The 22,816-nt window shown below is 67.4% G+C and carries 15 protein-coding genes and 1 tRNA gene; 11 read left to right on the top strand and 5 right to left on the bottom strand.

Features of this window, described 5'->3' with window-relative positions:
- Positions 1-2 precede the first annotated feature (2 nt).
- The 5 genes from BM031_RS08255 (at position 3) to BM031_RS08230 (ending at position 5,856) form a co-directional block, all read left to right on the top strand.
- On the top strand, positions 3-329 hold the full coding sequence (locus tag BM031_RS08255; protein WP_091873680.1) for a YbaB/EbfC family nucleoid-associated protein: 327 nt from the start codon (positions 3-5) through the stop codon (positions 327-329).
- An 18-nt stretch (positions 330-347) separates the two neighbouring features.
- Positions 348-938 carry a recombination mediator RecR gene (recR, locus tag BM031_RS08250; protein WP_091873677.1) on the top strand — a complete coding sequence of 197 codons (591 nt, stop codon included), beginning with the start codon at positions 348-350 and terminating at the stop codon, positions 936-938.
- Positions 939-1,059: 121 nt separating this feature from the next.
- On the top strand, positions 1,060-2,199 hold the full coding sequence (locus tag BM031_RS08245; protein WP_091873674.1) for a glycosyltransferase: 1,140 nt from the start codon (positions 1,060-1,062) through the stop codon (positions 2,197-2,199).
- Positions 2,186-3,115, top strand: a complete 930-nt coding sequence (locus BM031_RS08240) for a DUF2334 domain-containing protein (RefSeq protein ID WP_229408706.1) — start codon at positions 2,186-2,188, stop codon at positions 3,113-3,115. The genes BM031_RS08245 and BM031_RS08240 overlap by 14 nt, the downstream gene beginning before the upstream one ends.
- A 350-nt stretch (positions 3,116-3,465) precedes the next feature.
- Positions 3,466-5,856, top strand: coding sequence for a penicillin acylase family protein (locus BM031_RS08230; protein ID WP_091873669.1), 2,391 nt, complete (start codon positions 3,466-3,468; stop codon positions 5,854-5,856).
- A gap of 135 nt (positions 5,857-5,991) precedes the next feature.
- Here BM031_RS08230 and BM031_RS08225 read toward each other — a convergent pair whose 3' ends face one another.
- The 4 genes from BM031_RS08225 to BM031_RS08210 form a co-directional block, all read right to left on the bottom strand.
- Entirely contained in the window at positions 5,992-8,130 is a 2,139-nt protein-coding gene (locus BM031_RS08225; protein ID WP_091873666.1) for a putative bifunctional diguanylate cyclase/phosphodiesterase, read from the bottom strand.
- Between the two features lies 1 nt (position 8,131).
- Positions 8,132-10,990 carry a response regulator gene (locus BM031_RS08220; RefSeq protein ID WP_091873598.1) on the bottom strand — a complete coding sequence of 953 codons (2,859 nt, stop codon included), beginning with the start codon at positions 10,988-10,990 and terminating at the stop codon, positions 8,132-8,134.
- 459 nt (positions 10,991-11,449) lie between these two features.
- Positions 11,450-11,656 (bottom strand): YbdD/YjiX family protein, encoded by a 207-nt coding sequence (locus BM031_RS08215; RefSeq protein WP_091873595.1) that lies wholly within the window; start codon positions 11,654-11,656, stop codon positions 11,450-11,452.
- Positions 11,656-13,722 (bottom strand): carbon starvation CstA family protein, encoded by a 2,067-nt coding sequence (locus BM031_RS08210; protein WP_091873593.1) that lies wholly within the window; start codon positions 13,720-13,722, stop codon positions 11,656-11,658. Before BM031_RS08210 ends, BM031_RS08215 begins: the two co-directional genes overlap by 1 nt.
- Before the next feature lie 294 nt (positions 13,723-14,016).
- Between BM031_RS08210 and BM031_RS08205 the strand changes: the two genes are divergently transcribed.
- The 6 genes from BM031_RS08205 to BM031_RS08180 all read left to right on the top strand — a co-directional run bounded on the left by BM031_RS08205 (position 14,017) and on the right by BM031_RS08180 (position 20,999).
- Positions 14,017-15,381, top strand: coding sequence for a cache domain-containing protein (locus tag BM031_RS08205; protein WP_091873589.1), 1,365 nt, complete (start codon positions 14,017-14,019; stop codon positions 15,379-15,381).
- Complete coding sequence (locus BM031_RS08200) at positions 15,378-16,013, top strand: response regulator (protein ID WP_091873586.1); 636 nt, start codon at positions 15,378-15,380, stop codon at positions 16,011-16,013. Before BM031_RS08205 ends, BM031_RS08200 begins: the two co-directional genes overlap by 4 nt.
- A 105-nt stretch (positions 16,014-16,118) precedes the next feature.
- A complete protein-coding gene (locus BM031_RS08195) occupies positions 16,119-17,291 on the top strand; it encodes an HDOD domain-containing protein (protein ID WP_091873583.1) in 1,173 nt (390 codons plus the stop codon).
- A gap of 1 nt (position 17,292) precedes the next feature.
- On the top strand, positions 17,293-19,344 hold the full coding sequence (locus BM031_RS08190; protein ID WP_091873581.1) for a putative bifunctional diguanylate cyclase/phosphodiesterase: 2,052 nt from the start codon (positions 17,293-17,295) through the stop codon (positions 19,342-19,344).
- Positions 19,345-19,505: 161 nt separating this feature from the next.
- A tRNA-Ser gene (locus BM031_RS08185) sits at positions 19,506-19,595 on the top strand.
- Between the two features lie 177 nt (positions 19,596-19,772).
- The gene (locus BM031_RS08180) at positions 19,773-20,999 is read left to right on the top strand and encodes a tyrosine-type recombinase/integrase (RefSeq protein WP_091873578.1); all 1,227 of its coding nucleotides are present in this window, start codon (positions 19,773-19,775) and stop codon (positions 20,997-20,999) included.
- Positions 21,000-21,059: 60 nt separating this feature from the next.
- Here the strand turns inward: BM031_RS08180 and BM031_RS08175 are convergent, their stop codons facing one another.
- Positions 21,060-22,796 carry a class I SAM-dependent methyltransferase gene (locus BM031_RS08175; RefSeq protein ID WP_177207685.1) on the bottom strand — a complete coding sequence of 579 codons (1,737 nt, stop codon included), beginning with the start codon at positions 22,794-22,796 and terminating at the stop codon, positions 21,060-21,062.
- Between the last annotated feature and the right edge of the window lie 20 nt (positions 22,797-22,816).

The raw sequence follows: 22,816 nt of genomic DNA, 5'->3' as shown, positions 1-22,816 counted from the left end.
CCATGATGAAAAACCAGCTCGCAGGCTTGATGAAACAGGCGCAAGCCATGCAGGACAACATGAAAAAGGCGCAGGAGCAGCTGGCCCTGATCGAAGTCGAAGGGCAGTCGGGCGCCGGCCTGGTCAAGGTCGTAATGACCTGCAAGAACGACGTCAAGCGCGTCACCATCGACCCGTCGCTGCTGGGCGACGACCGCGACATGCTGGAAGACCTGGTCGCCGCCGCGTTCAACGACGCCGTGCGCAAGGCCGAATCGACCTCCGCCGAGAAGATGAGTGGCCTGACCGCCGGCATGCCGATGCCGCCCGGCTTCAAGATGCCGTTCTGATCCAATAAAAAGGCTTTCATGTCCAGGTCGCTCGACTTCCTGACCGAGGCGCTGCGGCGCCTGCCCGGCATTGGTCCGAAGTCGGCGCAACGCATGGCCTTCCACCTGCTGCAGCATGATCGCGAAGGCGCGGCCATGCTGTCGCGCGCGCTCTACCAGGCGGTGGATACGGTGCACCACTGCGCCTTGTGCAATACCTTCTCCGATACCGAGGTGTGCGACCTGTGCAGCGACGAAGCGCGCGACCGCGCGCTGCTGTGCATCGTCGAGACGCCCGCCGACCAGATGATGATCGAGCAGACGCTCACCTATAAAGGCCTGTACTTCGTGCTGATGGGGCGGCTCTCGCCGCTCGACGGCATCGGTCCGCGCGACCTGCACCTGGACAAGCTGGTCACGCGCGCCACCGATGGCGTGGTCGCCGAGGTCGTGCTGGCCACCAATTTCACCAACGAGGGCGAAGCTACCGCCCACTACATCAGCGAGATGCTGAAAGCGCGCGGGCTCACGGTCAGCCGCCTGGCGCGCGGCGTGCCGGTTGGCGGCGAACTCGAATACGTGGATGCGGGCACGATCGCGCGCGCCATGCTGGATCGCCGCAGCGCATAATTCCTGCAAGACCAACTGGTAGCAGGAACCGCTCGACCGCCCTGCGTCACCCGCCCTGCCTGCGTGTGCGCAAACATGGCCGGCGGAGCGCTGCTATCTTGGCATTTTGCGCGAGCTCCACATGCATCTTGTCGACATCACGATGTTCTACGCCGCCGAAGGTGGCGGTGTCAGCACTTACCTGAACGCCAAGTCATGCTGGCTTGCGCGCTACGGATGGGCGCGGCATAGCGTCGTCAGTCCCAATGTCAGGGGCGGCGACGAAGGCGTGGCGCAGCTGGTGCCGCTGCCAGCCTTCGCCCTGCCGGGCATGCACGGCTACCGCATGCCGGTCTCGGTGGCGGCGGCGGCGCGGCGCCTGCGCGCCCTGCAGCCCGACCTGGTCGAAGCCGGCGACGCCGGCCACTGCGCCTGGGCCGCGCTGCGCCTGCGCCAGCGCCTCGGCGTCCCGGCCATCGCCTTTTATCATTCCGACCTGCCGCGCCTGGTGCAGAACCGTTTCGGCCCTGTCATCTCGCAGGGCAGCTGCACCTACCTGGCCCACCTGTACCGCCAGTTCGACATGGTGCTGGCGCCCAGCCGCCTGATGGTGCACCAGCTGGCCGACATGGGCGTGACCCACGCGCTGCACCAGCCGCTTGGCATCGACAGCGAGGCGTTCCATCCGGGGCGCCGGCGCGCCACCCTGCGCGCCGAACTCGGCCTGCCCGATCACACCCGGCTGCTGGTCTACGCCGGCCGCTTCACCGCCGACAAGAAACTGCCGCTGCTGGTCGAGGCCGTGCGCAGGCTGGGCGCACCGTATCACCTGCTGCTGGTCGGGGGAGGCGGCGCGCTGCCGCATCATCCGCAGCTGAGCTTCCTGCCCTTCCAGCGCGACCAGCGCGCGCTGGCGGGCATAGTGGCGAGCTGCGATGTGCTGGTGCATCCGGGCGATTGCGAAACCTTCGGCCTGATCGTGCTCGAGGCCATGGCCTGCGGCGTGCCGGTGGTGGGCACGGCGGCCGGCGGCGTGGCCGAGCTGGTGGACGACCAGGTCGGCATCCTGGCCCGGCCCAACGATGCCGCCAGCCTGGCCGGGGCGATCGAGGCCATCTACGGCCGCGACCTGGCGCGCCTGGGCACCAACGCGCGCCGCAAGGCGCAGGAACAATACGATTGGAGCCAGGTGTTCCCGCTGCTGATGCACCGCTACGGCAGCCTGCTTGCCGCGCGTCCCGGCCGGCGCCGCGCGGCGGAACACGCCTGTGCTGCCGACTGAGCCCGGCCCCGGGCCGGATGCCGGCGCCGGCGCGGCCCTGTGCGTGTCGATCCACGATGTGGCGCCGGCCACCTGGGACGCGTGCGCGCGCCTGGCGCAGGCCGTACGCGACGTGGCCGATATTCCCCTGACCTGGCTGGTGGTGCCGCAGTACCACCGCAGCGGCGGCGAGCCGGCGCGGATGGAGGCGGGCCTCGAGCGCGCGCTGGCGCGCGGCAACGAACTGGCCCTGCATGGCTACACCCACCTGGATAGCGCGCCGCGCGGACCGGGTTTGCGCGAGCGTTTCCTGCGCGGGACCTACAGCCAGGAAGGCGAGTTCGCGGCCCTGCCGGCCCAGGAAGCGGCGCGCCGTATCCAGCTCGGGCTCGACTGGTTCGCCGAGCGCGGCTGGCCGGTGCACGGTTTCGTGCCGCCGGCCTGGCTGCTGGGCGAAGGCGGCTGGGAGGCGCTGCGCGCCTTCGGCTTCGACTACACGACCACTTTCCGGCACTTTCACCTCTTGCATGGCGTTGCCGGCGCCAGCAGCGGGGGCGTTTGTCCCAGCGTTCTAGCCGACGCCGGCGGCGCAGGTTCGGTGCTCTCGCCTTCGCTGGTCTATGCCGCGCGCAACCGCAGCGGCCGGCTACTGTCGCCGCTGCTGGCGGATGTGCTGGCCGTGGCGCTCGCGCGCCAACCGCTCATCCGCCTGGGCCTGCATCCACCGGATCTGCGTCACCCGCGGCTGCTGCGCCACGCGCAGGCCACGGTCGAGCGGCTGCTCGCCACGCGCACGCCGCTGACCAAGGCCGCGTTCGCCAACCGGCTGCTTACCAGTATGGTCCCCAGTAACCGCCACCCCGCCAGCGACGCGAGCCAATGCCGCCGTAGTACGACGGACCACTGCCGATCTGGCGCAGCTCGTCGCGTGTGCTGAGCTGCAGCACGCATTCGCGCCAGGGATCGCTGTTCTGCGCGTAACCCAGGCGGTCACACGCCGGACCATAGATAGCAATGAGTTCGGCCATCTCCGCTTGCAGGCGTTCGGCGCGTTGCTGGGGCGTGGTGCATGCCGCCAGCGCAAGCGTGGCCGCCAATACAAGACACTTTGAAATTTGCATGATCTGCTCCTTTGCCCGCCTTCCTGGCGACTCGCTTTCAGTATAGGACGGCTATCGGTCATCCGTACCGGGTAAATCAATCGTGCTCGGCCCGGAAAGGCACGATCGTTCGCCCCGGCAAGCAATTTTCTGGCAAGATACGCGCAAAAAACAGGGGGAAGACAACATGCGACAGCGCCGATGGAAAACCTGGGCCCTGCGAGGGGTGGCCGGACTGGCCGCGTTCGTCCTGCTGGCGCTGGCCGCGAGCTACCTGTACCTGCGCGCCAGCCTGCCGCAGCTCGACGGCGAGCGCAGGGTTGCGGGACTGGACGGCGCCGTCACGGTCGAGCGCGACGCCGGCGGCGTGCCGCAGATCAGCGGCGCCAGCCGCGCCGACGTCGCCTATGCCACCGGCTTCGTCCACGCCCAGGAACGCTTCTTCCAGATGGACCTGCTGCGCCGCACCGCGGCCGGCGAGCTGGCCGAGCTGTTCGGCCCCGCGGCGCTGCCGCTGGATCGCTCGCGCCGCCTGCACCGCTTCCGCGCCCGCGCCCAGCTGGCGCTGGCCGGGCTGCCCGCCGCGGAACGCGCGCTGCTGGAACGCTATGTCTCGGGTGTCAATGACGGCCTGAATGCATTGCGCGCCAAGCCCTTCGAATACATCCTCACCGGCACCGCAGCGCGCCCGTGGAGCGCGGCCGATTCGCTGCTGGTGGTGTGGGCGATGTACATCGACCTGCAGAACAATGTGGAACCGCGCGAACTGGCGCGCGGCTGGCTGCGCGAGCACAGCACGCCCGAGCAGCTGGCCTTCCTGCTGCCGGAAGCGAGCAGCTGGGATGCGACGCTCGACGCCGGCGCGGCCCTGGCGCCGGCCCCCATGCCCGCGACTGCCCCTGCCTGGTGGGGAGCGGACAGCGCCAAACCGGTGCAGCTGGCCGGCGCCGACTTCGTCGACTCGGTCGGCAGCAACAATTACGCGCTCGCCGGCAGCCGCAGCGCCAGCGGCGCCGCCATCGTCGCCGACGACATGCACCTGGGCCTGCAGCTGCCGAATATCTGGTACCGCGTGGCGCTGCGCTTCCCCGACCCGGAAGGCGGCCCGCGCCGCATCGCCGGCGTCACGCTGCCTGGCGCGCCGCCGGTGGTCATCGTCGGCAGCAACGGGCAGGTGGCCTGGGCGTTCACCAACAGCTACGCCGACCTGGTCGACCTGGTGGTGCTCGGCACCGACCCGGCGCGCCCGGGGCAGGTGCGCACGCCGGCCGGTTGGGAAACGCCGGCCAGCCATGTCGAGCTGATTGCCGTGAAAGGCGCAAAGCCGGACCGCTTCGTGGTGCGCGAGACCTCGCTCGGTCCGATCCGCGACGCCGGCGCGCGCCAGTACGCGCTGCACTGGATCGCCCACGACCCGGCGGCGATCAACGTCAACCACCTCAAGCTCGAGACGGTGGCGAACGTCGAGGAAGCGCTGGCGGTGGCCGCCACCGACGGCATCCCCGCGCAGAACTTCGTGGCCGGCGACAGCGCCGGCAATATCGGCTGGACCATCGCCGGCCTGCTGCCGCAGCGGACCACGGCGCCGCTGGCCACCACCTTCCCGCTGGAGGACGGCGTGCCGACCTGGAGCGCGCTGCTGCCCCCAAGCCGCTACCCGCGCGTGGTCAATCCCGCCGACGGCCAGATCACCACCGCCAACAGCCGCCAGCTGATGGGCGAGGGCGCCGCGCTGATCGGCGACGGCGGCTTCGACCTGGGCGCGCGCAACCGCCAGCTGGCCGGGGGCCTGCGCGCGCTCGGACCCAGGACCGACGTGCGCCAGGCTTTCGACGTGGCGCTGGATGACCGCGCCCTGTTCACGGCGCGCTGGCGCGAGCGCGCGCTGGCGGCACTCGACGCGCCGGCGCTGGCCGGCCACCCGCAGCGCGCCGAGTTCCGCCGCCTGCTGGAAACCAGCTGGACCGGCCGCGCCAGCGTCGACTCAAGCGGCTACCGGCTCGCGCGCGGCTATATGTGGGCGCTGCACGACCTGTTCTACGGCAGCGCGGGCAAGGCGATGGCCGCGCTCAAGGTCAGGGCCGCGCCGGTGGCCGGCACCAGCCGCTGGCCGGACGTCGTCGCGCGCCTGCTCGACACCCGCCCGGCCGGCTGGCTGCCGCCCGGCTACGCCGACTGGCGCGCCGTGGAACTGGCGGCGGTCGACCGCGTGATCGCCGACCTGACCAAAGATGGCCAGCCGCTGGCGAAGGCCACCTGGGGCGCGCGCAACACGGCCGACATCGCGCATCCGATCAGCATGGCGGTGCCGGCATTGAAAACGGTGCTGGGCGCGCCGGCGGATCAGCTGCCCGGCGACGCCAACATGCCGCGCGTGGCGGGCCCGAAGTTCGGACAGTCGGAGCGCATGACGGTGTCGCCGGGGCGGGAAGAGGAGGGCCTCTACAACATGCCGGGTGGGCAGAGCGGGCATCCGCTGTCGCCGTTTTTCCTGTCGGGGCATGATGCATGGGCGAAGGGGAAGCCGACGCCGTTCTTGCCGGGGCCGGCGCGGTATACACTAAAGTTCGTACCGTAGGGCGGACGGCTATGCCGTCCGCGCGTTCGACCAGAATTTGAACAGTCGATGCATGGGTTCATAGCTTGATTGAACGCGCGGCCGGCGGAGCCGGCTACGCGCCCCGGGCCACCCTACGCAAGGCGCGGCGAGCGGTCATTTCGCCGGCAGGGCCAAGGGTTCCCGCAACATCCCCGCAATATCCTCGGCGCTCGACGGATGCCCCAGGAAGTAGCCCTGCACCATATCGCAGCCATACTGCTCGAGCAGCAGCAGCTGCTCGCCGGTCTCCACGCCTTCCGCCACCACCACCATCTTGAGCCCGTGCGCCATCGCGATGATGGCGCGCGTGATGGCCGCATTCTCGGAGTCCTGCGGCAGACCGTTGATGAAGCTGCGGTCGATCTTCAGCGCCCGCACGTCGAAACGCTTTAGATAATTCATCGACGAGTAACCAGTGCCGAAGTCGTCGATCGACAAATAGACACCGATGCCGCGCAGCTGTTCGAGTGTCACCAGGGTCGCGCGCGCATCGTCCATCAGCGTGCCTTCGGTGAGTTCGAGCTCCAGCAGGCGCGGCTCCAGCCCGGCGTCGAGCAGGGCCGAATGCACCATCTGCGACAGGTTCTCGTCCTTGAACTGCTTGGCCGACAGGTTCACCGCCATGCGCAGGTGGCGCTGGGCGTGGCGTTGCCAGACCCTGGCCTGGCGGCAGGCGGTGCGCAGCACCCATTCGCCGATCGGCACGATCAGGCCGGTTTCCTCGGCCAGCGGGATGAACTCGGTCGGCGACACCAGCCCGCGCTCCGGATGGCGCCAGCGCACCAGCGCCTCGACCCCGACGATTTCGGAGGTGCGCACGTCGCGCTGCGGCTGGTAGACCAGGTACAGCTCGTCGTTCTGCAAGGCCTTGCGCAGGCCGACTTCGAGCTTCACGTGGCTCATGATCTGCATCGTCAGCGAAGAGCTGTACAGCTTCGCATTGTTCTTGCCGCAGTTCTTGGCGTGGTACATCGCGGTATCGGCGAACTTGAGGAGCGAGCCGCAGTCGTCGCCGTCTTCCGGGAACAGCGAGATGCCGATGCTGGCCGTGACAAAGATCTCGTTGCCTTCGATCAGGAAGGGCCGGCGCATCGCTTCCTTCACGCGGTGCGCCACGTTGAGCGCGTGCTCGACCCGTTCCAGGTCGGGAATCAGGATGGTGAACTCGTCGCCGCCCAGGCGCGCCAGGTTGGTCGCGCGTTCATTGGCGCCATCGCCGCGCGACACCAGGTCGCTCGGGCGGGTGGTCTCGCGCAGCCGCTCCGACACCATTTTCAGCAGCTGGTCGCCGGCGTTATGGCCGAGCGTATCGTTGATGCGCTTGAAGGCGTCGAGGTCCATGAACAGCACCGCGAACTTCTTGTTGCCGATCTTCGAGCGCTGCAGCTCGCGCTCGAGCGTCTCCAGGAAGGCCTGGCGGTTCGGGATGCCGGTCAGGCTGTCGCAGTAGGCCAGGCGCCGGATCTGTTCTTCCGCGCGTTTGCGCTCGCTGATGTCGCGCACCAGTCCCAGCACCTGCGAGTCGCCGGTGGCCACCAGCCGCGCCTCGAAGTGCTGCACCTCGCCGCAGTGTTCGAGTTCGTATTCGACCGAGCGCACCTGCTGGGTCGACAGCACGGTGCGCATCTGCTCGAGCATGCGCGCGGCGATCTCGGGCGGCAGCATGTCGGAGATGTGCTTGCCGACGCAGGGCTGCTTCTGCGGCGCAGGCTTGCCGCGCCCGGGGCGCTCGTGGCCCGGCTCGTAGTCGAGGTAGAAGCCGTCGCGGTCGAGCCGGAAGAAGGTGTCGGGAATCGCGGCCAGCACCGCGCGGTTCTGGGCGTCGGCGATGCGCAGCCGGGCGATGGCGTCGCTGGCCCTCAGCACGTACAGCACGCGGTGGCCGAGGATCGGCCAGTTGATCGGCTTGGAGACGAAGTCGGTGGCGCCGGCCTCGTAGGCGCGCGTCACCGCTTCCAGGTCGTCGCCGCCGGTGACCATCACGATCGGCACGCTGGTGCCGTCGAAGGCATGGCCGCAGCCGGCACGGCGGATCGCCTCGCAGGCCGCGAAGCCGTCCATGCGCGGCATCTCGACGTCCATCAGGATCAGGTCGGGCGCGTGGCTGCTGGCCAGTTCGACCGCGGCCGCGCCGTCCGCCGCCTCGATTGCGTCCAGCCCGACCTGGGCCAGCATCTCGAGCATGAGCAGGCGCATCACCGGGTCGTCGTCCGCGACCAGCACCGTTCCGCGCTTCGGTAGAGAGGAGGACATGTCAGGTTTCCTTTTCAAGCATGGCGTGGAGCGAGTGGCGTACCGACTGGAATTCGTGCTCCATGTCGGTGAGGATGCGATCGGCGCCGTCCACCGAGTCGGCGCGACCGAGCTGTTCGAGTTCTTTGCACAAGGTCGCCAGGCGGGCGGCGCCGATGTTGGCGCTGGCCGACTTCAGGCTGTGGGCGACGCGCCGCACGCTGCCCGCGTCCATGCCGTCGACCGCCTCGCGCAGCGTGGCCAGGTGGCGCGGCGTGTCGCCGACATAGGCGTTGATCACCTTCTGCACCAGCGCGTCGCCGCCATCGCGGCTCAGCGCCCGGATGTTCTCGAGTGCGGCGCGGTTGACCGCTTCGCGCTGGATCACTTCGACCACGTCAGGCGGCAGGCGCGGCGCCACATCGGCGTGGTGGCTGCTGGCCGCCAGCGGCACCGCCACCCAGCGCCCGATGACGGCGGCCAGCTGCTGCTGGGTGAAGGGCTTGGACAGGTAGTCGTCCATGCCGGCGGCGAGGCAGGCTTCGCGGTCGCCCTGAAGGGCATTGGCCGTGATCGCGATCACCGGCAGGGTGCGCGCGCGGCCCTGCTCGCGCTCATGGCCGCGGATCGCGGCGGTGGCCGCGAAGCCGTCCATGACCGGCATCTGGCAGTCCATCAGCACCGCGTCGAAGCCGCCGCTGCGCACGGCCTGCAGCGCTTCCTGGCCGTTGCGCGCGCAGGTCGCCTCGATGCCGAGGCTCTCGAGCATGGCTTTCGCCACTTCGACGTTGACTGGATTGTCTTCGGCCAGCAGCACGCGGCGCGCGCGTGCCCGCGGGGCGGGACGGGCGGCGGCCACGCCAAGGGCCGTGCGCTGCCCCGCGACCGTGGCCTGGGCCGCGGGCGCAGGCTGCGCGGCAACCAGCGACGCGGGCGCGTGCAGGCGCGCGGCGCAGGCGGCCAGGCAGGCGTACAGGTCGGCCGCGCGGGCCGGCTTTACCAGCTGGTAGGCCACGCCGGCCGCGCGCCGCTGTACCGGATCGGCCGCCAGGCGTTCGGGGCTGACCAGCACCAGGTGGGTCACGCGCGCGGCCGCATCGGCCTTGATCGAGGCGGCCAGCGCCAGGCCGCTGGTGTGGGTCAGTTCCATGTCCAGCACTGCGGCGTCATAGGGCCGCCCGGCCTTGGCCGCGGTGGCCAGGCGCTCGTAGGCCGCCGCCGCGCTGGCCGCGCCGTCGGCGGTGGCGCGCCACGCTTGCAGCTGCTGGGCCAGGTCCTCGCGGGTCTCGTCCTGCTCGTCGACCACCAGCACCCGCAGGCCCTCCAGCGTGTGCTGGCGGTGGCCCGGCGCATCCGGGTCGACGCGGCGCTTGTCGAAGCTGACCGTGAACCAGAAGATCGAGCCGCGCGTGGGCGCGTTGTCGACGCCGATCGCGCCCTTCATGAGTTCCACCAGCTGCTTCGAGATCGCCAGTCCCAGGCCGGTGCCGCCATAGCGCCGCGTGGTGGAGTCGTCGGCCTGCGAGAAGGCCTCGAACAGGCGCGCGCGCGCTTCGCGCGAAATGCCGATGCCGGTGTCATGCACCTCGAAGCGCAGCATCACCGATTGGGTATCTTCGCCCGCCACGCGCACCCGCGCCAGGATGCGGCCCTGGTCGGTGAACTTGATGGCGTTGCCCAGCAAGTTGGCCATTATCTGGCGCAGCCGGTTCGGGTCGCCGCAGATGGCCACCGGGATGTCGTTGGCGATGTCGAAATCGAAGCCGATGCCCTTGGCCGCCGCCTGCGGGGTGTAGACGTTGTGGATGTCGTCGAGCAGGTCCCACAGGTTGAAGTTGATGTACTCGATGGTGAGCTTGCCGGCCTCGATCTTGGAGAAATCCAGGATGTCGTTGATGATCACCAGGAGGTGCTCGCCCGAGCGCTTGACCAGGGTGGTGTAGTTGCGCTGCGATTCGCTCAGGCTGGTCGCCAGCAGCATCTCGGTCATCCCCAGCACGCCGTTCATCGGGGTGCGGATCTCGTGGCTCATGGTGGCGAGAAAAGCGCTCTTGGCGCGGCTGGCCGCCTCGGCCGCGTTCTTGGCCTTTTCCAGCTGCTCGGTGCGCACGCCGACCTGGCGTTCGAGTTCGTCGCGGTGGTGCAGCAGGGCCGCGCCGCGGTCCTCGATCTGCGCCATCATGGTGTTGAAGCTGTCGATCAGCTGCCCCAGTTCGTCGGTGCGCTGGTGGGCGATGCGCAGGCTGTAGTTCTGGCTGGCGGAGACCTTCTGCGCGGCCTGGATCAGTTTCGTCACCGGTTCGGCGATGCTGCGCTTGAAGCGGCCCGCCATCGCCACCGACACCAGGAGCGAGGCCAGCATGGCCAGGCCCATCACGGCGAGCCCGGCGAGGATGTCGATCCAGGTACCCACCAGGTCGGTCTCGATCATGATCACACCCACCTGCAGCTCGCCGTCCATCACCGGCCGGTACAGGCGCATGCGGTGCGACAGCAGGCGCTGGCCCTCGAGGTTGGCGGCGGCCAGGGCCGCGTCGTCGGTGCCGTCCAGCGCGTCCGGCGTGGTCTCGCCGCCGAGCGGGTAGTGGGCAAAGGGCTGGCCGTGGCGGTCGTAGAGGACGGCCGACGAGATGTCGCGCTCGGCGCCCAGTGCGGCCAGGGCGGCGCGGGCGCGCTTGCGGTCGCGCAGCAGCAGGTCGTCGGTACTGGTGGCGCCGATGACCTGGGCGAAGGTGGCCAGCTGGGTCGCCTCGTCCTTGCGGTGGTTCAGTACCGAGGTGGCCGCGAAGGCCGCGAACACGAAGAGCAGCGCGGTCGCGGTCGAGAGCAGCGAGATGATGGTCAGCTTCTGGTTCAGACTGGAGCGCTCGAAGTTCGGCATGCTGATCCCGCAGGCTCGGCGGAGTAGACCTGCAACGGACGAAGCAGGACCCCCTTTGCGGAATGCAAATTCCCGCAAGAAAAAAATATACGTTCAAGGGGGAGGGGGGGCGTTGAGGGAGGTCAACATGATGCAAGCGGGGAAAGTTTTGTGTGGGGTACGTTAGCTCTCGTCGTGGACACGTAAAGATGAGTCGTCGTACGCGCCACTGGCGCCGACGACTCCCTGCGCAGGCCGGGACCCAATTTCTCCTGCATTCCACAAGCGCTTGCGTGCACCCGCCAACGTGACACGACGAACTTGGGTACCGGCCTTCGCCGGTACGACGGTTTTTAGGTTTGTGGTCACAAGGAGGCGAACGTGCAGCGGGCACAAAAGAGAAGGGGCGCCGCAGCGCCCCTCCATTCACTTCAACAGGTATCAAGCTTTAACAGCAAGTCCCCCGGTTCCCGCCATACTTTAACAGCAAGTCCCCCGGTTCCCGCCATACCGCGCCTCCTGCCGCTCGCGGAAGAACTCCTCGTACGTCATCGGCGTCACATCCGGATGCGTACGCTCCATGTGCGCCAGGTAGGTGTCGTACTCGGGCAGGCCGACCATCAGGCGCATGCTCTGCCCCAGGTACTTGCCTGCTTCCTTGCCTGCATCGAGCAGGGCGCCGAACATCACTGCACCTGTGGGGTGGGCATGGCGACGTAGGCGGTTTCCTTCGCCGTCGGGCCGTTGGTCTTGCGCGCGGCCAGCACGGTGCGCACGCCGTACACCAGCACCGCCAGCACCACGAACATGAAGAAGCCCGCCAGGGTCGCGTTGACGTAGTCGTTGAAGATCACGCGTTCCATCTGGTCGAGCGACTTGGCCGGGGCCAGCACCGTGCCGGCGTCGTGCGCGGCCTGGAACTTGTCGGCGTGGGCCAGGAAGCCGACTTTCGGGTTGGCGTCGAAGATCTTGAGCCAGCCGGCGCTCAGGGTGCAGGCCAGCAGCCACAGGGTCGGCAGGACCGTGATGTAGGCGTACTTCTCGCGCTTCATCTTGTACAGCACGCAGGTGCCCAGCATCAGTGCGATACCGGCCAGCATCTGGTTGGCGATGCCGAACAGTGGCCACAGGGTGTTGATGCCGCCCAGCGGGTCGACCACGCCCTGGTACAGGAAGTAGCCCCAGGCCGCCACGCACAGGCCGGTGGCAAGCAGGTTGGCCGGCAGCGACTCGGTGCGCTTCAGCGACGGAGCAAAGGCGCCCAGCAGATCCTGCAGCATGAAGCGGCCGGCGCGGGTGCCCGCGTCCACCGCGGTGAGGATGAACAGCGCTTCGAACAGGATCGCGAAGTGGTACCAGAAGGCCATCATGGCCTGGCCGCCGATCACGTTCGACAGGATGTGGGCCATGCCCACCGCCAGGGTCGGCGCGCCGCCGGCGCGCGAGATGATGGTGTGCTCGCCCACGTCTTTCGCCATCTGCTCCAGGGTTTCAGGCGTGATGACGAAGCCCATCTGCGACACGGCCGCCGCCGCCGACTGCGCGGTGGTGCCGAGGATCGCGGCCGGGCTGTTCATGGCGAAGTAGACGCCCGGGTCGATGGTGGACGCTGCCACCAGCGCCATGATGGCGACAAACGATTCCATCAGCATGCCGCCGTAGCCGATCAGGCGGGCGTGGGTTTCGTTCTCGATCATCTTGGGCGTGGTGCCCGAGGAGATCAGTGCGTGGAAGCCCGACACCGCGCCGCAGGCGATGGTGATGAACAGGAAGGGGAACAGGCTGCCCGACCACACCGGGCCGGTGCCGTCGATGAACTTGGTCACGGCCGGCATGCGCAGGTCGGGGGCGACGATCACGATGCCGATCGCCAGCGCCACGATGGTGCCGATCTTCAGGAAGGTCGACAGGTAGTCGCGCGGGGCCAGCAGCAGCCACACGGGAATGACGGAAGCGACGAAGCCGTAGCCGATCAGCATCCAGGTCAGTTCGGTGCCGGTGAAGGTGAACATCGGGCCCCAGGTTGGCGAATCGTGCACCCACTGGCCGCCGATAATGGCCAGCATCAGCAGCACGAAGCCGATGATGGAGATTTCGCCGATGCGGCCGACCCGCACGTAGCGCGAGTAGATGCCCATGAACAGCGCGATCGGGATCGTCGCCATCACGGTGAATGAACCCCACGGCGAGCCGGTGAGCGCCTTCACGACGATCAGGGCCAGCACCGCCAGGATGATCACCATGATCATGAAGGTGCCGAGCAGCGCGATCAGGCCAGGGACTTCGCCCATTTCGGATTTGATCAGGTCACCGAGCGAACGGCCGTCGCGGCGGGTGGACATGAACAGCACGATGAAGTCCTGGACGGCGCCGGCAAAGACGACGCCTGCCAGGATCCACATCATGCTCGGCAAATAGCCCATCTGGGCCGCCAGCACGGGACCGACCAGCGGGCCGGCGCCCGCGATGGCCGCGAAGTGGTGGCCGAACAGCACGAATTTATTGGTCGGGACGTAGTCCAGGCCATCGTTGTACTTGTAGGCCGGGGTCTGGCGCGTGGCGTCCAGGCCCAGGGCCTTGTACGCGATGAAGCGGCTGTAGAAGCGGTAGGCGATCAGGTAGACGCAGACTGCGGCGGCGACGATCCAGATCGCATTGATGGTTTCGCCGCGCTTGACCGCGATGAACCCGAGCGAAAAGGCGCCGAGGACCGCGACAGCGAGCCAGCCGAGCTTGCTCGACATTTGTTTCATGGTGCTCCTCCGAGGATGGATGAATTACTTTTATAACCGGCGTGAACGATGTCGACCGGCGGATTTTTGGACAGCGTACCGGCGAGTATGTTGCATGAATATCAGCACGACAAGCGCATGATTACGCAGTGCGTGCGTATTAGTACGTAGGGTGGCCGGCTTCGCCGGCCGCGCGTTCAACGGTCCTGTGGACAGACGTAACTATTCACGATTTGTTCGAACGCGCGGCCGGCCGAGCCGGCCACCCTACGATCGCTTAAAATGCATCTTCAAAGAAACTTTGGAACAAACAACATGCGTCTGAGGCAAAAGGTCATCGTGCTGGCGATCGCGCCGCTGATCGTGGCCTTGTGCGCGATCGCGCTGTTCGTGCGCCAGCAGGCCACCGAGCTGGCCCACCAGCAGCGCGCCACCATCCAGCGCGCCTACCTGGCCAGCAAGGAATCCGAGCTGCGCCACTACGTGGCCCTGGCCAGCCAGTCGATCGGCCACCTGGTGCGCTCCGGCCGGCGCGACCCCGCCACGCTGGCCGAAGCCCAGCGCATCCTGGCCTCGCTCAGTTTCGGCGACGACGGCTACTTCTTCGTCTACGACATGCAGGGCAAGAGCCTGATGCACCCGCGCCAGCCGGAGCTGGTCGGCACCGCCATGTGGGACTGGAAGGACGCCACCGGCACCCCCACCATCCAGCGCCTGATCGAGCGCGCCCGCGCCGGCGGCGGCTTCCACCGCTATACCTGGGCCAAGCCTTCATCGAAAACCCAGGCGCCCAAGCTGGGCTACGTGGTGCCGGTGGCCGACTGGGGCTGGGTGATGGGTACCGGCATCTACCTCGACGACGTCGAAGCCGCGCTGGCCCAGGTCGACGCCCAGCAGTCGCGCAATATCGAAGAAACCCTGCTGTGGATCGCCGGGCTGGCGATCCTGTCGTCGGTGGCGGTGGCCAGCGGCGGCCTGGTGCTGAACCTGCGCGAGCTGCGCGTGGCCGACGCCAAGCTCAAGGCACTGGCCCAGCGCGTGGTCGAATCGCAGGAAGAAGAGCGCGCGCGCCTGTCGCGCGACCTGCATGACGGTATCAGCCAGGCGCTGGTCTCGGTCAAGCTGCAGCTGGAAGCCGGCATCATCCGCCTGGCGGGCAGCGAAGCACAGCAGCAGGCCGCGCGCGCCGGACTGGATCGCACGGTGGAGCAGGTGAAGTCGGTGCTGGGCGAAGTGCGCCGCATCTCGCACGACCTGCGCCCGGCGCTGCTGGACGACCTGGGCCTGGCCCCGGCGCTCGATCACCTGGCCAGCGAATTCGGCCAGCATGCGGGCACGCCGGTGCGCTTCCGCCAGGAGGGCGGGATGGACGCGCTGCCCGAGATGGCCGGCACGGTGCTGTTCCGCATCGCCCAGGAGGCCCTGACCAACGCCGAACGCCACGCCGGCGCGCGGCACATCGAGATGAGTCTGGAGCGGCGCGGCCGCTGCCTCACGTTAAGCATCGTGGACGACGGCGGCGGTTTCGATGCCGACAGCATCGCGGTCCACCCGCAGCGCGGCATCGGCCTGCGCAACATGATGGAGCGGATGGAAGCCATTGGCGGGCGCCTGGCGATCGATTCCTCGCCGCTCGGCACCCGCGTGGTGGCCAGCATCGACCTGAAGGAACAGACATGAGCGACATCGAAGTACGGATCCTGCTGGTGGACGACCACCCCCTGGTGCGCGACGGCCTGCGCGCGAGGCTGGAAGCCGCGCCGCGCCTGCGCGTGGTGGGCGAGGCCGGCTCCAGCCAGGAAGCATTGGAGCAGGCCGGGGCCTGCCAGCCCGACCTGGTCCTGATGGACGTGAACATGAAGGGCGGCAGCGGCATCGAAGCCACCGCCCGCCTGACCCAGCGCTATCCCGGCATCGCGGTGCTGGTCCTGTCGATGCACGACAAGCCCGAATACGTGACCCAGGCGATCCAGGCCGGCGCGCGCGGCTATGTGCTCAAGGACGCGCCGGGCAAGGACATCGTGCTGGCGATCGACACCGTGATGGGTGGCGGCATCTACTACAGCGCCGCGCTGGCGCGCCAGCTGGCCGGCCCGCTGGCGACCGACAACCAGCTGACCGCGCGCGAACAGGAAGTACTGAAGCACATCGCGGCCGGCCAGTCGAACAAGCAGATCGCGCGCGACCTGGATTTATCGGTGCGCACGGTCGAGACACACCGCCTGAATATCAAGCGCAAACTGGGCATCGAAGGACAGGCGGAACTGATCCGTTTCGCCATCCAGCGCGCAGGAAACGACGAATATGCGTGATATTGCGTGAGTATGTATAGAAAGTATCCGTAGAGAAACAAAAGGTGTTGCTTTCTGATAATCGGTGCAATAAGATTGATCGAATATCACTGAGAGCCCACCACAATGGCCGAGCTGGACCCACACCCGTTACCGCTGGTAGCAATCGATCCGGTCGCCAATGGGCAGAACGAATGGGTTGCGCTGTGCCTGCGCGTCGACAACGGTCCCGGCCTAACGCAGCGCCTGCAGGCCCTGTTCGGCGCCCCCGACCTGCTGGCCGCCATCGCCCCGCTCGACGGCCTGCTGATGCTGGACGACCCGTTTGCGCTCACCCCGCCCGTGCTGGCCCTGATGCCGGCCAACCGCATCGGCTTCGTCGTTGCCGCCGCCGCGCTGGCGCAGGATGGGGCAGGGCGGCGCCTGGCCGAACTGCATGAATTTGGTTACCGCATCTGGCTGGACGGCGCGACGCCGGCCGGCGTGCCTGTGCCGCCCGCGCTGCGCACCATCGCGCGCGACTGCGCCCACGACGCCCTGCCGCACGGCCGGCTGGTCGCGCTGTTCGGCCCGCACCTGGCGCGCGGCGTCGACAGCGCCCAGCGGTTTTCGGCCTGCGAGATGGCCGGCTTCGACTGGTTCGGCGGCGACTATCCCTACGACCCGCTTCTCGCCCACGGCGACGCGCATGACGGCAACACCAAGCGCCGCATCCTGACCCTGCTTGGCCTGCTCTCGCGCGACGCCGATTCGCGCGAGATCGAACAGCAGCTCAAGCAGGACCCGGCGCTGTCCTTCCACCTGCTCAAGCTGGTCAATTCGGCGGCGTTTGCGGTGAGCATCCAGATCACCAGCTTCAACCAGGCCATCAGCCTGCTCGGCCGGCGCCAGTTGCAGCGCTGGCTGCAACTGCTGCTGTACGCGCGCCAGGGCGCCGACGGCCTGCCGAACCTGCTGCTGCCGCTGGCCGCGCGCCGCGGCGCGCAACTGGAGGCGCTGTGCAAGGCCAGGGGCGGCGACCGCGACGAAGGCGACCTGGCATTCATGGCCGGCGTGTTCTCGCTGCTCGACCGGCTGCTGCACATGCCGATGACCGAGATCGTCGCCGAACTGCACCTGCCGCAGCACGTGTCCGACGCGCTGCTCAGCCGCGCCGGCACCCTGGGCCGCTGGCTGCGCCTGACCGAAAACCACCCGTCGCGCGGCGACCTGCTGGAGGCGGGCATCGCGCCGGCCGACTGGTGGCACAGCCAGCTCAATGCCTATCACTGGGCGATCCAGGTGGGCCGCAATGTGTGACATGCACGAAGTAGCATCGGTGGACCGGGCGCTCGACTTCAATGGCGCCACCGCCGCCGTGTGCGACGCGGTCCTGCGCCTGCGCGGCGAGGCCCTGCACGACGCGCTCGGCCAGGCCGCGGCCGACCTGCTGGCCAGCCCGCGCGGCCGCTTCCTGCCCGGCGCCGGCGCCGGCGTCGGTTCGCCGATCGGCGCCAGCCCGGTGCTGCGCCAGGTGGTGGCCGGCGCCTCGGAGCAGTTCGGCATCTATGAGGTGGCGGGGCGCGCCCACTACGCGCCCGACGACGCCCGCCAGCTGGCCAGCCTGGCCCACCTGACGGCATCGCTCCTGCAGGTGCATTCGCTCGCGGTGCGCTCGACCCACGCCTACGCGGCGATGGAAGCCCAGCTCGCACACCAGTCGCAGATCCTCGACCAGATCCACGAATCGGTGCTGACGATGGACCAGATGGGCTATATCACCAGCTGGAACCGCGGCGCCGAGGAACTGTTCGGCTACAGCGCGCTGGAAGCGATCGGCCGCAACATCCTGTTCCTGTACGCCGACGAGGACGAAGGCTTCCACGACACCTTCGCGGAGCAGGGCGGGCGCATGATGGAAGTACGGCGCCGCAAAAAATCGGGCGACGTGTTCTGGGCCAGCCTGTCGCTGTCGCCGCTGCGCGACCTGGCCGAGCGCCCGATCGGCCTGATCGCCTACCTGACCGACATCACCGAGCGCAAGCAGGCCGAGGAACAGCTGCACCACCTGGCCTACTACGACGAACTGACCGGCATGCCGAACCGCACGCTGTTCGCGCGCCTGGTCGACCAGGCCCTGATGGTCGCCCAGCGCAACGAGGCGGCCGGCTGCGTGCTGTTCGTCGACCTGAACCGTTTCAAGCGCATCAACGACACCCTGGGCCGGCGCATCGGCGACGAGCTGCTGCGCCAGGTGGCCCAGCGCTTCCGCGACACGCTGCGCGACGAAGACGTGGTGGCGCGCCTGTCCGGCGACGAATTCGCGGTAGGCCTGTTCGACATCCGCCAGCACTTCGAGGCCACCACGGTGGCGCAGAAGCTGCAGGCCGCGCTGGACGCGCCCTTCATGATCGGCGGCCACGACCTGCGCGTGGGCGCCAGCATCGGCATCAGCGTGTATCCGCAGGACGGCAGCGATGCCGAGACCTTGCTGGGCCTGGCCGACATCGCGATGGAGCGGGCCAAGCAGGACGAATCGAACCCCGACCGCAGCGTGGCCTTCTACAGCCAGGACATGAACCAGGGCATGCAGGAACGCATGCGCATCGAGTCCGGCCTGCGCCAGGCGCTGGGCAATGGCGAATTGATCCTGTACTACCAGCCCAAGTTCGAGATCGGCAGCGACCGCATCGTCGGCGCCGAGGCGCTGGTGCGCTGGATGCATCCGACCCGCGGCCTGGTGCCGCCGAGCGAATTCATCCCACTGGCCGAAACCACGGGGCTGATCGTGCAGGTGGGCGAGTGGGTGCTGGAGCAGGCCTGCGCGCAGGCCGCGATCTGGCAGCGCGCCGGGCTGCCGCCATTCCGGCTGGCGGTGAACGTGTCGGCGCGCGAGTTCACGCCCGCGCTGCCGGTGCGCGTGGCCGAGACCCTGGCGCGCTACCAGCTCGATCCGTCCTGGCTGGAGCTGGAGATCACCGAGAGCACGCTGATGCACGACTTCGAGCGCGTGACGGCGATCATGGACCGGATCAACCAGCTGGGGGTGGCGCTGTCGCTGGACGATTTCGGGACCGGGTATTCGAGCCTGTCCTACCTGAAGCGCTTCCCGATCCATACGCTCAAGATCGACCGCTCGTTCACCTGCGGGATCCCGGACGATGCGAGCGATTGCGCGATTGCGGGGACCATCATCAGCATGGCGCAGCAGTTGGGGTTGAGGGTGATTGCGGAGGGTGTCGAAACCCTGGAGCAGCTGGCTTTCCTGCGCGAGGCGGGGTGCGATGAGGTGCAGGGCTACCTGTACAGCAAGCCGGTGCCGGCGCTGGACTTCGAGCGATGCTTGCGGGAGAACTGGTTGCTGGTGGCTTAGGAGCGTGTGCTCGACCCCGGCCACGAACAGCGGCCCGTCGTACGCGCCACTGGCGCCTACGACTACCGGCGAAGGCCGGTACCCAATTCCTTCGCACTGCCTGCGGCTTCACATGCGTCCTGTCCGGCGCTGGTGATTTATGTATAATGCCGGTTCCTCAAGGAAGCGTGGCCGAGTGGTTGAAGGCAGCAGTCTTGAAAACTGCCGACGGGGGAACCCGTTCGTGAGTTCGAATCTCACCGCTTCCGCCAAGCATACTGAACTGAAGCCCCACACGTTGGGGCTTTTTTTCGTCTCCTCATAGGAGAAATGTCAAAATCGGGGTCCACCGACGTCCACTAGAATCTACCTGCATCCCGCTCGTTCGAGTGGGTAGGGTGGTGGGTAGGTTTGAGAGTGAAAAATGTGGTCGAAAGGTGGGTACACCGATGAGCTACACGATCAACAAGCTTTCTGCGATCAAGGTGCGCGCCGTGACCCGGCCAGGTCTTTATGGCGATGGTGGCGGATTGTGGCTGCAGGTGTCCAGGAGCGGATCGAAGAGCTGGATCTTTCGCTACGATCTCGCCGGACGGCGCCGCGAGATGGGACTTGGCTCCTGCATCACCGTCGACCTGGCGCTCGCGCGTGAGAAGGCGCGCGAATGCCGCCTGCTTCTGCTGGATAAGCGCGACCCGCTGGAGGAACGGGATAGAGCCCGAACCGAGCATGCGCAGCGCCAGGCCAAGCGCGTGAGCTTCGACGAATGCGCTGCATCGTACATCGACGCGCACCGTGGCAGCTGGAAGAGCGCCAAACACGCGGCGCAGTGGGAGACCACGCTCGCCATGTATGCCAGCCCTGTCATCGGTGCGCTGCCGGTGGCCGATGTGGACACGGACCTGATCGTGAAGGTGCTCAGCCCCATCTGGAAGACGAAGACGGAGACCGCCACACGGCTGCGCGGGCGGATCGAGAGCATCCTAGACTGGGCGGCCACGCGCAAACTACGTCATGACGTAAATCCGGCGCGCTGGCGCGGGCACCTGGAGAACCTGCTCGCCAACCCGAACAAGATCGCGCCGGTGAAGAACCATCCCGCGCTGGCATGGCGTGAAGTGGGCAGCTTCATGTGGGACCTGCGGCAGCGCGAAGGGGTCTCTGCCCGCGCGATCGAGTTCGCGATCCTGACGGCGTGCCGGTCGGGTGAGGTGCGCGGCGCGACCTGGGATGAGATCGACCTTGAAGCGAAGCTGTGGAGAATCCCCGCCGAGCGCATGAAAGCAGGGAAGGAGCACCGCGTGCCGCTGTCCACCGGTGCGATAGCCCTCCTGCGTGCGCTGGAGCGTCATGGAGGCTTTGTTTTTCCGGGGCGTGACGCGAAGACGACGCTGTCCGACATGAGCCTGACGGCCGTCCTGCGACGAATGGGGCGAAGTGACATCACCGTCCATGGCTTCCGCTCGACTTTCCGCGACTGGTGCGCGGAGTGGGAGGGCAACTCGTTCCCGCGTGAGGTATGTGAACATGCACTGGCGCACAACCTGCCGGACAGGGTGGAGGCGGCATACAGGCGCGGAGACCTGCTCGACAAGCGTGTGATCCTGATGCAGGCATGGGCCGACTATTGCGCAAGCGACCAAACCGCGGCGTTAATCGCGAAAGAACGCAGGTGAGTGACTTTCGACACTATGGGAGATTACGTCATGACGTAATCAGCTGCGCCGCGTTGCCAATCAACTGTAGTCTGGGGTAAGTGCAAGCTGCTCCTTGATTGCGCCTGGTTCCCATGCGCGCAAACCCTGATCCTTTGCCAAGCGAATGCGCTGCACCTTCATCGCATCGATCAGGTCTGCCGGAGAAGCGGCAGTCTCCAGCATCGGCAGGGTTTGCTCGGCCTCGAGGAAGAAGCGGTGACGCGCCTCGCTTCCCGCCGACAGGAAGGCCTCTTCCCACCATTCGGTGATCCGATCGCTGGCGCGTTCCAGTCCGGTCTGGGTGACCAGGCGGTTCGACTTCTCGTTATTGATCCGCTTCGATGCCGGCATCAGGTTCCAGGCGTCACCGCAGGGCCATGCGGCGAAGGGGAAACAGTGGTCGATGTCGTAGTCATCCCGCAATCGCTGGCCAGACCAGACGCAGTAGACGGACTTACCTTGGGTGCGAATCCGTTCGACAGCGGCACGCGCTAGGCTGGTGTCATGCTCGGGGTCTGCCCAGACCAGCAACGAGTACGCAGTCTGGCCGAGTACCGGACCGAGTTGCCCGGCGTAGGACTCCATTAGGCGTACCCATTCCGCAACGAGGACGGGCTCGACCCAAACGTTATAGTGGCTGAGCGCATCCCAGATCTGGAGGGGAACATGGAACTCGCCGAAGCTCCACAGGAAAGGATCATCGATCCGCAGGCTTGATGGTGTCGATGTGCGGCGCTGGTGCCTGATGTGGAAGATGTTCTCGTCGCTCGCCGGCCAGCGCAGGTACTTGACCGGCATTTCGCGTATCAGCCTGGAGATCTCCCACAGGCTGCCGTGAAGGTGCCGCGCCGTGTTGTCGTAGAACGCCATCCCCGCACGGAGGTCCACCGGGCGAATAGGGCGCAAGGCAGTGAAATTGTTGGTCACGAAGCCCGGTGCGTTCCCGGCCCGGTTGGGCGGCATCTGGGGAAGCCCACCCTCGATGAGCGGCTTGTACATGCGTAGCCAAAAGAGCGCCACCAGGCCCATTGGCAGGACAACGGAGTCCGATTCGTGGCGGGCAGCTCCGGCCGCGGTATCGGCGATCCTGGCGAGGATACGTAGCAGCGCAATCTTGTAGGTCGATGACTTCCCGTCGGTGAGGATCAAGTGGCGTAGAAGCGGAAGTGCGCCTAAGCCATCATCGGGTAGGCCAAGAACCGCCGTCGTCCACGAAATGCCCGGCCGACCCAGCCTGTCTGGGCTATCGTCGGTGCGTACCAACCTGAGGCCGAACTGCTGGGCCATCGCCGCCAGCTCCGGCAGCGTCACCTCGTACATGGCGCGTTCGGTATCGGGTGGACCGATGCGAAGGCTGATGGCGATGCGTCCATTTGGCGACAGCAGCGTCGCCAGCTTTCGCAGGGCACGCTGGCGGGCAGCCGGTGGAACGTGCATCCAGACCGCAGAGAGCAGGATCAGATCGAAGGTGAGCCCCAGCCGGCGTACCTGGGCCAGGTCCGGCAGGCTGTCAGCCACCCAGTGAATGCGTGGCGAAGGATGGCGCTGGCGCGCCAGCGTACGCATCGATTCCGAGGGCTCAACGGCGACGACATCGTATCCTTTGGCCGCAAACCAGGCAGCGTCCCTTCCGGAACCGGCGCCGACGTCAAGAATCGTCGCGCCGGGCGGTGGCAGCAGATCCAGGAGGGCAGGGTGCACATGCTCGAAGGTCAGCGATTCGTACTGGGAGACAAGCTGCTCGGCGTTCTGATCGTAGTGAGGAATGGTCTGCATGACCTTCGGTATGTTTTGTC

Source organism: Massilia yuzhufengensis (assembly GCF_900112225.1).
GTDB lineage: Bacteria > Pseudomonadota > Gammaproteobacteria > Burkholderiales > Burkholderiaceae_D > Telluria > Telluria yuzhufengensis.
Note: the sequence above shows the minus strand (reverse complement) of the source record. Positions and strands in the feature narration are given on the sequence as shown.